Origin of the sequence: Anabaena sp. PCC 7108, assembly GCF_000332135.1 — a bacterium.
GTDB lineage: Bacteria > Cyanobacteriota > Cyanobacteriia > Cyanobacteriales > Nostocaceae > Anabaena.
In genome coordinates this window covers 739,885-753,524 of the sequence record NZ_KB235896.1, presented here as the reverse complement: position 1 = coordinate 753,524, position 13,640 = coordinate 739,885, and the positions used below count along the sequence as shown (strand labels likewise).

The following is a 13,640-nucleotide window of genomic DNA, read 5'->3' as shown; positions in this document are numbered from 1 at the left end:
ACATGAATAATCTACAGAAGGAGCATCTATTGTGGAAATAATTTCTGACTCAGAAACATCTAGCCAAGTAGGAGAAAACAATCATCAAGAAGGAAAAGTCTATTTCATTAGACATGGTGAAAGTACCAGCAATGAACGCAATATTTTTGCAGGTGTATTAGATGTAGATTTGACTGCATTTGGTAGATTGCAAGCCCGTCAAGCAGGTTCTGACCTCAAGAAAAAAGGGATGAAGTTCGATGCTGTATATGTCTCTCACATGAGACGTGCAAGACAAACTTGTGAAATTGCCCTGGCTGAAAGTCAGGCTTTGAAATCCTCTGATATTCCTATTCAAATAGACCATCGAATTAGTGAGAAATCTTTTGGCATTTTTGCAGGTCGTAATTTGAATCTACTTCGTCTAGCTTTGGGCTACGAAGGCTTCGAGGAAATGTTGCATTCACATAACGAAGCACCGCCGGCTGGCGAGAAAATTGCACAAGTTTATCACCGCGCTGCAAGTTTTTACCAAGAGCGAATTGTACCACATTTAGAACGGGGCGAAACTGTTCTGGTGGTGTGCCATCAATATGTATTAGAACCCTTAGCACTTTATTTAAGTGATTTACCACCAACTGCTTATAAACATCTGAAACTGCCTAATGGTAAAGCACTCTCTAAAGAAGAGTTAGTCAAGTTTCGTGATAAAGAATCCGGTGGTGCAGCTTCTGTACGAAAACAGATTAATGATCTGTCAATTATGTGGGCAATTTTTCTCTATGCTGCTGCTTTCTTATTAGGATGCTTGGTAAGGGCTTTAAGTGCCTCCACAGGAGGAATTCCATCAGAACTATTTCGAGGAATAATTGTTGTTTGTCTAGCTGCTTCCACCTTTTATACTTACCTGGATATTGACTTTGCAGCGAGTAAACGCAAAGTAACTTCAACTGTGAAGTACATAGTTTACGGGTGGATGTTAGTAAGATGGTTAGTTGGAATATTTTTAATATTTTCGGGAATTTTGTATCAAAGCCCCGGTGATTTGTACAAAGTTATGTGGGTGCTTTTTTTGATGGTTCCACCCGCCCTTACTTCCCCAGTTTTATCGGTACTTTGGGGCGGTAATCTTTATCCCTCGGCTATCTTATCCAGGACTTTATCAATCATCACTCCTGTTGCATTGGTTGTGACATTTGGCTTGGCAAAACAATTACCAATTAACAATTCAAGCCTGATATTTTTCGGAATTATTCTCATTGTTGGTTTGGCAATACCGGCAGCTTTAGCCCAATTTTGGCGTGATAAATCTCCTGTTGAATCAAACCACCACAGTAAGAACTGGAAATTTATTGGAGTGCTTGCTGTCGCATTTATGGCTTTGGCAACTGGGTTTCAGTTTACTCCATCAACATTCATTTCTGACTTATTTTCATCAACTGATCTGAACCGTTCCCTAGCCTGTTTGCAACAACTAGCAGTGGCAACATTAGTTTTTATCTTAATCCGTGTCTCTGCTGTATTAACTTCAGTATTAACAACAGGTAAGCTGAATAAGGCAGAAGCTAAGGATGCTTATATTCTGCTTGTGAATCCTAACTTTTTCCTGTGGGCATCTCTTTTTCTAGGAGTTACTGCAACTGCAAATCCTGAAGCCGTAAGATATGCAATTTTTTGGGCAGCATTAGGTTTCTTCTGCATACCAGTCATCGAACAAATATTGTTTATGAATTCATTTGGTAATGAATTATTGAGAGAAACTTTACGCTCTTCGAGAATGGCAACAGAAGATATCAGAAAGCTTTTCCTTGAATTGGATACAGATGGAAGTAAAGCACTTGATAAAGACGAAATTATGGAGCTTTTAGGACGCATAGAAGATATGACAACAGGTGAACGTAGCTCACAAGAAGTCAGGAAGTACATAACTGATTATCTATTCAACACTCTAGACGCAGATAAAAGTGGAACAGTTGATTTGCAAGAGTTAGAAGAGTATGTATCAACCTATGGGTTAGTTGCTAACCTTAACGTTGTTAATAATACTGCATCAGTAAACAATTAACTTCCAAAATCTCAGCTTAATAAATCAGGCTCTCCTAGACTAGCTATGTAAAAATAATACTTAATATCATCTAAAATTCTTAGATAGAAAAGGTTTTAATATAATAAAACCAGATTCTTATTAAATCTATATTTTTAGATTGCTGAAATCACTGTCTAATAAGGATTTTTAGATTTTTTTGTTATTAAATTACCATAACCATTCTGGGAGAGCCATAAATCAAATTTCATCAATGAAACAAAGAGACTAAATATGTCAGTATCTTTCAAGAATTTGTTCCTACTTTTACCTGCCACCATTTACGCCCTGGCTTGCTTTTATTTTAGTACCACCTTTACAGGAGATGAAATTGAATATTATCAAAAACTAATTCTTTGTGGTGCATCAATTCTCAGTAATTTTTATGTTTTGTACTACCATTACACGAACCCGCCACACCCGAAATTTCTCATGCTACCCAAGAGGAAATTATCAATCAGAACTCATGTAATTTCTGGAAGTATAGAGGTTGTTTTTGGTGTGATTGCGTTTTTTAGTAGTAATCCAGAAATACCTGCCATGATCATGGCACTATCAGCCATAATCGGTCATGTCACCTCATCTTTTTACCAAACACCGATTGTTTTTGGCTCTAAGAGTGCAATGATTCCAGGCTATCTATTCTTTGTCAGTTTACATCTCTATAGTGCCGTTAATCTCCTCTTAGAACCAGATTCAAATTTTTGGTTAATCAACACATTTTTAGTGCTTAGTACATACGTTTGGTGTCGAGTATTTTACTTTATCTTTACTGTTTTTGGACTCTTTAAAGATAATCTTTATTCTGCTTCGATTCTGGCTGCTGGTGTGTTGATATTACCATCTGTCTTAGGTGTTGCTGGCAACTTGTTTTTTATTCTGTTTCTGCTTGGATATAATGCTTTGTACAAGTTAATTATGAATCCTACCGCAGCAGAATGGATCAGTTGGACGAAAGAAAGTCAAAGACAGACATTAATTGATGAAGATGCGAAAGAATTATGGATAAATAATAATTTGTCCATCACTTCTGATGAGGTTGATGATCAAACAATCGCAGCAGCAGTTTTTGCTCAATTGGATACAAATAAAACTGGAAGTTTAGATAAGGAAGAATTGAGAACTCTTTGGCACGAGTGGCAAGTTCCAGATTCTTTTATCAATAACTTTATTGCTCGAAATACCAATTTTGATGAATTTAGTTTTGATGAATTTTATGAAAAAATCTGGCAAATTAAGGGTGTTAAACAACGACTACAAACAGAAACGCTAAAAGTTGAATGTTTAACCAAAGGTAAAAATATTAGCAATGAAGAAAAGTGCAGATTGATTTTCGAGCAACTAGATATTGATCAGAGCGGTTACATTGATGAATTTGAGCTAAAAACCCTATTGTTAGAGTGGGGATTACCTTCTAATGAAGTCGATGAATACATGGAAAAATATGATGATAATAAAGACTTGAAAATTTCCTTTGCAGAGTTTCTTAAAATGCGCCCAGTTTGGTCTTTTGCTTACTCTGACATAATTCTCTCCAACTAATAGGGAAAAAAGCATGACGTTAAATGTTGAACTCTTAGAGCAAAGTTTTGAAAAAGTTAAACCTCATGCTAATGAATTTGCAGCCAGCTTCTACGATAATCTTTTTAACGCTCACCCAGAAGTGAAACCGTTATTTGCTAATACTGATATGGGAACTCAACAAAAAAAGCTGATAAATTCCCTGGTTTTGGTGGTAGAAAGTCTCCGCAACCCAGAAGCATTAGAGCCAGTTCTCAAGGCTTTAGGAGGTAGACACGTCGGTTATGGAGCTATTCCCAATTATTATGAACCAGTTGGGGAAGCACTACTACTGACGTTTGAACAGTATCTTGTGGAAGATTGGACTCCTGAAGTCAAAAAAGCTTGGTTAGATGCTTTTACAGCTATTACAACCTTGATGTTAAAAGGTGCAAGTGTAGATCATGTACCAACAACACAAGTTAAATCCGATAAATCAGATAAATCAGAGATAACAGAAAATTCAGAACAACAAGCAATACAAACAATTACAAAACCTATTGAGCAAAAAATAGAGGAAATTCCACAAATAGAAGTAGCGGAGCAAATATTAACAGAAATACCAGAAGCAGAATCTTCAGAGTTACCTGTAGAAATATTAGTAAATAGCTTTGAAAAAGTTAAACCTCACGCTAATGAATTTGCAGCCAGCTTCTACGATAATCTTTTTCAAGCTCACCCAGAGGTGAAACCGTTATTTACCCATACTGATATGGGAAGTCAAGAAAAAAAGCTGATAAATTCCCTGGTTTTGGTAGTAGAAAATCTCCGCAACCCAGAAGCATTAGAGCCAGTTCTCAAGGCTTTAGGAGGTAGACACATCGGTTATGGAGTAGTTCCTAAATATTATAGGCCAGTGGGGGAAGCACTGTTGTTGGCGTTTGAGCAGTATCTTGGGGAAGATTGGACTCCTGAAGTCAAAAAAGCTTGGCTAGATGCTTATAGAGCTATTACAACCTTGATGTTAAAAGGTGCGGGGGAAGAATCTTCACCTAAAGTTATCCAAGCTGAAAAACCTACAACTTTAGCGAAACCTGTACAAGCTGAGAAACCTAAAACTTTAGCGAAACCTGCAACTTTAAAAACTGAAATTCAAAAAGAATCTCAGCTATTTGATTCCACAGCGGAACAGGAGAAAAAATCTCTGATATCGATTCAGTTAGATGGTGAAGTTTTAAAAGAAATTCTCACTAATTTTACTGCTAGTTATCAGAAATTTCAGACAAAAATATCAGAACAGCCATTTAGTGAAGTCATCAAACAACTTCCTGCTAAATTTATTGATGCTTTCTGGATAGCACCAGTATGGTTAGTGGCTGTAATTTCAGCAGTTGTGTTTACGGTATTTCTGCTAATTGTCGATGATAATTCTCTGTTTGGAGAGGCTTTGGGTGCTGCTGATACTATCAGTCTGGTGGTGGCGTTAGTTTTATTCATTAAAGAAGCTCCAGACCGGAGAAAACAATTTCATTATCAAGCTTGGAGTACGGTTGATGCCGCACACAATGTTAAAGTTAGTTATGCGAGAATTTTAGCCCTGCAAGATTTGAATAAAGATGGTGTTTCTTTGAGAGGTTTGGATGCTGCTGGTGCGGAGTTAGTAGATATTAATCTCTCTCATGCCAATTTGAGTAAAGCTAATTTGATGGAATGTGATTTGACTAATGCTAATTTGAGCTATGCCAATTTAGATAATGCTAATCTCAGTCAGGTTAAACTTAGTGGTGCAGATTTGAGTCATGGAAAATTGGGTTTTGCTAAATTAACTCAAGCTAATCTTAATAGTGCCAATTTAAGTAATGCTAATTTAATTTGTGCAGATTTAAGTGATGCAAACTTGAATGGTGCAAATTTGAGAGATGCTAGTTTGAGTGGTGCAAACTTAGCAGGAGCTTACCTAACTGGTGCTAATCTCAAAAATGCTAAAGTCAGCGATTATGAATTGAGTAGTGCGTTCCTGGAAGGTGCGATTATGCCTGATGGTTCAAAGTATAAATCATCAGTTAGCGATCGCTCTTAGATCGAATATCGTAGACACGAAGTGACTTCCCGAAGCATACCACAGAGGACAGAGAGAAATAAGAGTTTGAGCATTTTTTGCGTAAGTCCTAATTAACTGAAACTGCCGGTAATTCTGTGATCTCAGATTCCTCTTTGTCTACAGGTAGCCAGTTGATGAATAAAAGAGGTAACAAAGCACTGAAATTAGTAATTATCACTAACAGCCATAGAGCATCAAATCTAGTATCAGTTATTCCTAACCAGTGCATAATTAATGCACCAAGCTCTCTGGAAACAGCCCCTCCTAGATTAAAGATGGACATTAAAATTGCAAATAATGTTGCTTCTATTCCGAATGGACAAATTCTAGCAGCTAAAACCATTACAGGCATAAATGCAATTTGTCCCATGACGGCGAGAATTAAGCTATCACCTAAACTGAACCATTTATCATCTATTCCTAATGTTCTATTTGTGTGAGTTACTAACAGGAGTATTGTCATTCTTAAGATGGCGGAAATGATAATGCTCCAGCTACAAATTACCCGAAAGGGAACACCTTTAAGAAAACGTTGAAATATCCAAATGCCAATTAATGAAGCTAAACTTGTAACGAGATTAACTCTGCCTAAAAATTCTGGTTTAAAGTGAAGTTCGTTGGTGAAAAAGAAGAAAAAAGCTGAGTCGCCACTGGGTGTAGATTGCCAAATAAATATAAATGCTGTGGGTAGCCAAATTCTTGGTTGACTAAAGGCTTGGCGTAGTTGAATAATTTGATTTTTGACGGTGAGAAAGTTGGTATGATGATTTTCTGATTCAACTTTGCTGATTGGTGTTTCTGCAATTAACCATGCTACCAATGAAATAATCAGAGGAAATCCAGCGGTAAATAAAAATACTGTACGGGTAGTGAAATGTTCTAATAGTAAGCCACTAAAGTAGGCTGTGATTACGCCTCCAAGAGCAGTAGCACCCCAGGATAAAGATTGAAGGGAACCGGCTTTAGCTTGGGTTTCTGCCCTGGCTCGTTCGACAATAAGGGAGTCAACAATCACATCACTGAAGGCGACAGAGAGGGAACTCAGAGCGATCGCTATTGTTGCTTGCCAGCTATTATTGACTATGGTACCCAAACTGATCCAAGCAGCAGCGCCCAATATTCCTGATGAAACTAAATATGGCCGGCGACGGTAGCCGAATATAGGCAAACCATCGGAAATAAAACCAAATATGGGCTTAATCATCCACGGTATGGCGACTATTCCCAACAGTGCTGATACCTCAACTGGACTCAAATGCAATTCATCTTTGAGGAAGAAACTGACGGCTAGACGCGCTAACCCTAAGATACCTTGAACAAAGTAAACTACAAGAATGGCAATTAGTTCTGGCTTAGGTTCGTTACCGAAAAGAATTGTCTTGGTTACTGAGTCTTTGACTTTGGATAAGCCAGAGGAGTCAATCAGCATTGGATAAATATTTTTTAAGTTTTATCTACTTTTATATCATAACGAGATATTGGTAAGGTTATCAGCTATCTTGATCACAAACTTTTTGGAATCAACTTTTGGAAATCAACTTTTGGAAATTGCTCAAAGCATAGCGCCAGCGTCATCTGGAGTTTGACACTTGCGCTAAATCTAGGCTAATTAACGTGTTTTGATCTTGTATTAATTTCAGGATGATGCTAGGTCAACTGCCTGCTCGGTAAGCACTCCTGATGTATTACGAGTATCTGAATTAGGTAAACGATTAATATTTAACAGTGGCACTTCTTGTCGGCATGATAGGCAAAACCAATACAATTCGCCATAACGAACATGACGCAAAATGGAACCACCGCAGCATGGGCAGGTATTAACTCTCTTATTCATAACAACTTCCTCCTCGAAAAGATGATTGTTGAAATCAGGCAAAAAAATTTTTGATTAAACCCAAATAAATTAGACATCTCCAGAAATGAAATATGCGTTATCCAGAACCCTTATAGAGACGTGACCTGGGTAGGGATTCTCGGCTCTACATTCTTTTTCATCAGATGTCTATTGGTTGTTTTAAGCATCAACCACTCGGCTTTGCAATCTACAGCAGAATTTAGGAGTCAGGAGTAAAATCTCCTGGATACATAATTTTGGGTTTAAATTTTGTACTTCCTACAACCTGTAATCTGCTGTAAATTGCAGATAATAATTTCTTTTCTCAAAGGATGTTTTAGCAGTAGCGTGATTAACATCAAAACCCTGAAGACCTAACCCATAACCCCTTCCTCACCAGGAAAAGGGAAAAAAAAAGGAATTTTAAGACCTCTCTCACTGTGGGGGAGAGCAAAGACAACTGCTTGCTGCTGAGTGCTAGGCGAACCCGTCTGTGGGGAATTTTTGGTACACTTGATCACTGTTAAGAACATCTTCTAATAAAAAGGGGCATAAAAATGCTGATTATTGCAATTATTAAGTAATAGCTAAAAATCAACAGCACTCTTAAACTATAACCGAGCATTTCGGATTTTCATCTACCTTGGGGATCATAATCAATTAAAATGTTCTGTAGTCTAGCTCACAAATTCACTGATTTTGTAGCGAGACATACTAAATCACAAATTAGAGCAATTAGTAATCGCCTATTTTTGGCGTAAAAATAATGGATTGTAACAATTTTCTAGAGTTTTTATTTACCAGAAATTTAAATTTTTTATAATTCTTAATCTAAATTGGTCGGCAAAATTCAAGCCAACTATGTCAAGAAAGATAAATAAGCTTTAAATCCTCTGATTACTTTCTCTTGCGTGATCCCAACCACAAATATTAAAGTATACCTACTGATTGTAATACTGAAAAATGATGAAAATTGCTACTTGGAACGTAAATTCGATTCGTATACGCTTAGAACAGGTAATTAATTGGTTAAATCAAAATTCTGTTGATGTTCTGTGTTTGCAAGAGACGAAAGTAATAGATAAAGATTTTCCGATTTTAGCGTTTGAAAAAATAGGCTATTACCCTTATATTTCTGGACAGAAATCTTATAATGGCGTGGCGCTCATTAGTCGTCAACCTTTAGAAGATGTGAGTATGGGTTTCACGGCAATTTTACCAGAGATAGAAACAGAATGGGAGGAGCAAAAGCGGGTAATAACTGGTGTAATTGACGGAGTTAGAATTATTAATCTTTATGTTCCCAACGGTTCATCTGTAGACAGCGACAAATATGAATATAAGCTGGGTTGGTTAAAAATACTGCGGGAATATTTGCAGGTGCTGTTGTTGTCAAATCCGGCTATTTGTATGTGTGGTGATTTTAATATCGCTTTGGAAGATATAGATATTCACGACAAAGTAAAGATAGAAAATCATATTATGGCATCTGAACCAGAACGCCAAGCTTTACGAGATATTCTTTCGCTGGGTTTTGCGGATGCTTTTCGTAAATTCAACAGCGAAAAAGGACATTATAGTTGGTGGGATTATCGTACTGCTGCTTTCAAGCGTAATTTAGGATGGAGAATAGACCATCATTATCTCACATCGGTTTTGTGCGATCGCGCTCAAAGTTGTATTATTGATGTCGCACCAAGAAAGTTGGAACAGCCTAGCGATCATACACCAGTTATTGTGGAGTTTTAGGGAGTAAAGAAACTTGTTCCTGTATCCAAGCATAAAAATCAGTTGTGTAGAGACTAGATATAGGTATTATTATCTTTGGGTTTGTTTCTGGTATCTGCATCAATTTTGTTTAACCCCAACGTTTCCATTCTAGATCCTCATCTTAATCCTGTTAATCCTTAAATCCTGAAAATCCTGATATGGCTACGCCACGCTATCAGACAAAATAGTGATTAAACTTAACTAGAGGAATAGCCCATACTCAAATCCAAAAGCTATGATTCTAGTCACTGGAGCAACGGTCGGAATTGGTCGCCGCGTCGTGCGACTATTACGCCAACAACAGCAGCCTGTACGTTCGTTTGTCCGCTTGACTTCCCATTACAGCGAGTTAGAACACCGGGGTTCTGACATTTTCATTGGTGATTTGCGACGAGAACAGGACATTGAGAAAGCTTGTCGCGGAGTGAAATATATTATCAGCGCTCACGGTTCCGGGAATGATGCTCTATCTTTAGATTACCGCGCTAATATTGAACTCATTGACCAGGCTAAAGTCCAGGGTGTTGAACATTTTGTCTTTATATCCGTTTTAGGTGCTGACAGAGGATATGAAGATGCACCCGTATTCAAAGCCAAACGAGCCGTAGAAAGATATCTGCAAAGTAGTGGCTTAGATTACACTATTTTACGCCCTGCTGGATTAGCATCAAACTTGCTACCACTGGCGGAATCGTTTCGAGAAACGGGTTTATATCTACTTATCGGTGATCCTAAAAACCGCACATCTATTGTTAGCACCGATGATTTAGCCAGGATAGTTGTAGATTCTTTGACCGTTGCAGATGCTTGTAACCAAATTTTACCAGTAGGAGGTGCGGAAATTTTATTGCGAGAGGATATTCCCAAAATTTTTAGTCGCATCTTTAACAAAGAACCGATAGTCATCAACGTTCCTCTGTTTGCTGTTGATAGCTTCCGGGGTGCATTAGGTTTATTTAACTCCTCAGCCCAAACAAGTTTAGGAACTTTTCGCACCTTACTAGCTAATGAATTTTTCTGTACATCAGAAGAAACCGCCAATTTAGAAAGAATTTTTAACTTTCAATTGGAAACATTAGAAAACTTTTTGCGCCGTTATGTAGAAATTTAGAAAATAGTCATTAGTTATTGGTCATTAGCAATTAAACAAATGACTAATCACTGATGACTTATAACAAAGGACAAAAATTATGAAATTTTCTCTAGCTGCAAATGCTGTTCAAGCACGTCATACAAAAGAGAGATTTGCAAAACCAGAAGAACAATTATCTTATGAATTGGGTAAAGCTGTACAGGAATTACCTCCACTTTATACAAGATTATTAGCGGGAACAATTAGCATTGTTATATTTGGGGCAATTTCCTGGGCGCATTTTTCAGAAATTGATGAAGTAGCGACAGCACCAGGAGAATTAATTGCTTCTACTCAAGTTAGACCAGTGACATCTTTAGGTAATGGATCTATTTTAGCGGTTAAAGTAAAAGAAGGCGATCGCGTCACCAAAGATCAAGTTTTAATTGAACGTGATCCAAATTTACAACAAACAGATGTTAACCGATTATCTAAGGCTAGTAAATTAATTGAAGACGATTTACAGAGGTTACAAGCAGAACGAACTGGGAGGAAAATTGCGGGGACAAAATTGCAAGATGAATTATTAAATTCCCGTTTGTTAGACTACAACGCCAAACAAGCAGCAGCGGAAGCAGAAGCACAACGCCAACTTTCAATCATTAATCAAGCCAAAGTCCGGTTGACTCGGTTACAAGAAAATTTAGTAAACGCTAAAACTAGTGCTATTAATGCTCAAACTAACTTAGTTAATGCCAAAAGTATCCGTGTTAAAGTAGAAAGTAATTTAAGCATTGCTCAACAAAGAGAAAAAAATCTTCGCACTCTATTAAATCCTGGTGCAGTTCCTAGAGTTGATTATCTAGACGCGCAAGAAAGATTAAATCGTGCCAATACAGATATTATTAAAAGTTCAGATGAAGTCACTAATACCAAAAATAGGTTAACAGAAGCACAAGACAAAGTTACATCTTTAGAAAAAGATATTTCTGCTCAACTTCAAGAAATCAAACAAGTTGAACAGGCTTATCAAGCTGCACGTAATCAAGGTTTACGTTTAACATCAGAACGCCAAAGTGAAATTCTTACCCAAATCAACAAGCGTAAAGAAGAATTAACCAATGTTGCTGGTCAATTAGAACAAGCGAAAAAGCAAAAAGACGGAGAAACTATTAAAGCACCTGTAGCGGGGACAATTTACAAAATTAAAGCTACTAAAGGACCAGTTCAATCTGGTGAAGAGTTATTATCAATTGTCCCAGAAGGGGAAGAAATGCTTTTAGAAGTAAAAGTCCTCAATCGTGATATTGGTTTTATTCGTCAGGGGATGAAAGTAAAGGTGAAATTAGCAACTTTCCCTTTTCAAGAATTTGGTGTAGTTGATGGTGAGGTTTTACAAATTAGTCCGAATGCGGTTGTTGATAAAGAATTGGGATTAATTTTTCCAACGCAAATTAAATTGAATAAACACTCAATTAATCTCCGAGGACAAGAGGTAGAATTTACTCCGGGTATGGCTGCGAATGCTGAAATTGTGACGAGGAAGAAGTCGGTTTTGACCTTTATTGTTGAGCCAATTACACGCAGATTTAGTGAGGCTTTTTCTGTGAGGTAAAGAAAGAATGTTGGTGTTTCTCGTTCCCTGGCTCTGTCAAAGTTTTCAACTTTGTGGTATTAGTAAAAGAGCTTTTGTAAAACCACAGAGGTAATTTATGAGCGATATCACACAAGCAGTGCCTTGTTTTACCAGAACTGAGTTTTCAGTATTGACAGAGGTTTGTTAAAAAACTCATTTGAGAATTTGATATATTAACTTTGAATTCTTTACCGAGTTTTTTGACTAGAAAACCAACGGTTTATTATGAACCGATATCAATCAAACTAAAAGGTAATAAGTCAATAGGAAACGGAAAACGCAGAAAAGGAGAGGGATTTGGTGTAGTATTGAAATGAAATCGTTTTCCTACAGCCATAATATCCCCTCCCTACTTTTGCGTGGAGAGGAACTGGATTTCCATAGCTGTTCTCAATCAACGACTAATAATAATCCCTCCAAACTTTTTGAGAGAATATATTAGATAATTAAATAACTCAATAGGAGATAATAATGGAAGATTTTTTGTTTTTAACCCGTGTATTCCCATCAGTTGATATTTTTTTAGGATTGAAACCAGCTTTAAAAAGAGGTACTAAAGGCAAAACAATTTTTAGTTTTTTTGATGTTGATGACAATTTAATAGGTAGTAGGGTCTTAAAAGAAGCAAGAGGTTTAAAAAGACTCGCGGTTCCTTCAATAACTCATAAGATACATATTAAATCATGCAATGAAGATTATTATTTTGCTGATGTCAAATTAATGATTGAGGATTGTATTAAAGATAAAGTTGCCTGCGTCAAAAGAGACTATGGGTTAACACCTGAAGAATATTATCAAGAAATACTAGCAAGTCGTGAAAAAGCAGCAAATAAAAATATGGTTTTAAAAAATGAGCGGTTAAATCTTGCAATCAGTGATGAATTTGAAGTTAAAAGTGAGTAAATAAAACAAGCCTCTATAAATATGAAGGCTGATTTTGGTTATTTTTTGAGGTGTAGAATTGTAGCTTGTTAAAACTGATTGTATGCGATCGCTCGGTTGTTCTCTAAAAGGATTTTGATTTATTTTCTGCTACTACCTTGAGAGACGACACCTATAACCCATCAATATACAATTCTGGCAAAATATATGTCAAGATGCTGGGGATTGAATTTTAAATTTTTATTCCTTTAGATATAGTTTTCTTAACCTATATCTACCATATTTACATCTATCAGTTGATTTTAATCAGAATGATTATTGCTATAATAGGGGTGTAAATGGTGAATAATTAGCAAAACAAATTTCATCATTTTACAAAATTTATTTATTGCAGGTGCGCTTATGACAGTTCAGAATGAAAAAAGACAAGTCTATCAAGATAAAGTCAAAGCACAATTAGAGAAATTCAATGCTCAGATAGATGAATTGAAAGCAAAAGCGAGCCAAGCAAAAGCAGATACAGCAATTGAGTATAACAGTAAATTGGAAGAAATATATACCAAGCGTGATGCTGCTCAAGCTAAGTTAGCAGAACTGCAAGAAGTCGGTGAAGAAGCTTGGGCAGAAATGCAAGTTGGCTTTGAAAAAGCTTGGAAAGAATTAAATACAGCTTTTGAAAATGCTGTTGATAAACTCAAATAAATAGTCAACCTAATTGGAGTTTAGACTAATTTTACTGCTAAAGCTCTAAAACTCCTTTTAGGTAGGATATAATTTGAAAGT

10 protein-coding genes are annotated in these 13,640 nt (G+C 36.7%); 8 read left to right on the top strand and 2 right to left on the bottom strand.

What is annotated here, in order from left to right:
• The first annotated feature begins 31 nt into the window (after positions 1-31).
• From ANA7108_RS0104150 to ANA7108_RS0104140, 3 genes are all read left to right on the top strand, one after another.
• A complete protein-coding gene (locus tag ANA7108_RS0104150) occupies positions 32-2,044 on the top strand; it encodes a histidine phosphatase family protein (protein WP_016949507.1) in 2,013 nt (670 codons plus the stop codon).
• Between the two features lie 252 nt (positions 2,045-2,296).
• Positions 2,297-3,604, top strand: a complete 1,308-nt coding sequence (locus ANA7108_RS0104145; RefSeq protein ID WP_016949506.1) for an EF-hand domain-containing protein — start codon at positions 2,297-2,299, stop codon at positions 3,602-3,604.
• Positions 3,605-3,617: 13 nt separating this feature from the next.
• Positions 3,618-5,642, top strand: a complete 2,025-nt coding sequence (locus ANA7108_RS0104140) for a globin domain-containing protein (RefSeq protein ID WP_016949505.1) — start codon at positions 3,618-3,620, stop codon at positions 5,640-5,642.
• Positions 5,643-5,730: 88 nt separating this feature from the next.
• Here ANA7108_RS0104140 and ANA7108_RS0104135 read toward each other — a convergent pair whose 3' ends face one another.
• Both ANA7108_RS0104135 and ANA7108_RS28535 read right to left on the bottom strand, forming a co-directional pair.
• The gene (locus ANA7108_RS0104135; RefSeq protein ID WP_016949504.1) at positions 5,731-7,092 is read right to left on the bottom strand and encodes a folate/biopterin family MFS transporter; all 1,362 of its coding nucleotides are present in this window, start codon (positions 7,090-7,092) and stop codon (positions 5,731-5,733) included.
• Positions 7,093-7,299: 207 nt separating this feature from the next.
• Positions 7,300-7,497 carry a hypothetical protein gene (locus ANA7108_RS28535; RefSeq protein WP_084776864.1) on the bottom strand — a complete coding sequence of 66 codons (198 nt, stop codon included), beginning with the start codon at positions 7,495-7,497 and terminating at the stop codon, positions 7,300-7,302.
• Between the two features lie 966 nt (positions 7,498-8,463).
• On the opposite strand from ANA7108_RS28535, the gene xth reads away from it, so the two are divergent.
• The 5 genes from xth (at position 8,464) to ANA7108_RS0104100 (ending at position 13,559) form a co-directional block, all read left to right on the top strand.
• Positions 8,464-9,246 carry an exodeoxyribonuclease III gene (xth, locus tag ANA7108_RS0104120; RefSeq protein WP_016949502.1) on the top strand — a complete coding sequence of 261 codons (783 nt, stop codon included), beginning with the start codon at positions 8,464-8,466 and terminating at the stop codon, positions 9,244-9,246.
• Between the two features lie 256 nt (positions 9,247-9,502).
• Positions 9,503-10,378, top strand: a complete 876-nt coding sequence (locus tag ANA7108_RS0104115) for an SDR family oxidoreductase (protein WP_016949501.1) — start codon at positions 9,503-9,505, stop codon at positions 10,376-10,378.
• Positions 10,379-10,457: 79 nt separating this feature from the next.
• On the top strand, positions 10,458-11,954 hold the full coding sequence (locus ANA7108_RS0104110) for an HlyD family efflux transporter periplasmic adaptor subunit (RefSeq protein ID WP_016949500.1): 1,497 nt from the start codon (positions 10,458-10,460) through the stop codon (positions 11,952-11,954).
• A gap of 492 nt (positions 11,955-12,446) precedes the next feature.
• On the top strand, positions 12,447-12,878 hold the full coding sequence (locus tag ANA7108_RS0104105) for a hypothetical protein (RefSeq protein ID WP_016949499.1): 432 nt from the start codon (positions 12,447-12,449) through the stop codon (positions 12,876-12,878).
• A 381-nt stretch (positions 12,879-13,259) separates the two neighbouring features.
• Positions 13,260-13,559: a hypothetical protein gene (locus ANA7108_RS0104100; protein WP_016949498.1), complete on the top strand. Its 300-nt coding sequence runs from the start codon at positions 13,260-13,262 to the stop codon at positions 13,557-13,559.
• Positions 13,560-13,640 lie beyond the last annotated feature (81 nt).

Excerpts from the sequence above, each read along its gene's own strand:
- ANA7108_RS0104145 (WP_016949506.1), top strand. The coding sequence starts at position 2,297 with ATGTCAGTATCTTTCAAGAATTTGTTCCTACTTTTACCTGCCACCATT.
- ANA7108_RS0104140 (WP_016949505.1), top strand. The coding sequence starts at position 3,618 with ATGACGTTAAATGTTGAACTCTTAGAGCAAAGTTTTGAAAAAGTTAAA.
- ANA7108_RS0104135 (WP_016949504.1), bottom strand. The coding sequence starts at position 7,092 with ATGCTGATTGACTCCTCTGGCTTATCCAAAGTCAAAGACTCAGTAACC.
- ANA7108_RS28535 (WP_084776864.1), bottom strand. The coding sequence starts at position 7,497 with ATGAATAAGAGAGTTAATACCTGCCCATGCTGCGGTGGTTCCATTTTG.
- xth (WP_016949502.1), top strand. The coding sequence starts at position 8,464 with ATGAAAATTGCTACTTGGAACGTAAATTCGATTCGTATACGCTTAGAA.
- ANA7108_RS0104115 (WP_016949501.1), top strand. The coding sequence starts at position 9,503 with ATGATTCTAGTCACTGGAGCAACGGTCGGAATTGGTCGCCGCGTCGTG.
- ANA7108_RS0104110 (WP_016949500.1), top strand. The coding sequence starts at position 10,458 with ATGAAATTTTCTCTAGCTGCAAATGCTGTTCAAGCACGTCATACAAAA.
- ANA7108_RS0104105 (WP_016949499.1), top strand. The coding sequence starts at position 12,447 with ATGGAAGATTTTTTGTTTTTAACCCGTGTATTCCCATCAGTTGATATT.
- ANA7108_RS0104100 (WP_016949498.1), top strand. The coding sequence starts at position 13,260 with ATGACAGTTCAGAATGAAAAAAGACAAGTCTATCAAGATAAAGTCAAA.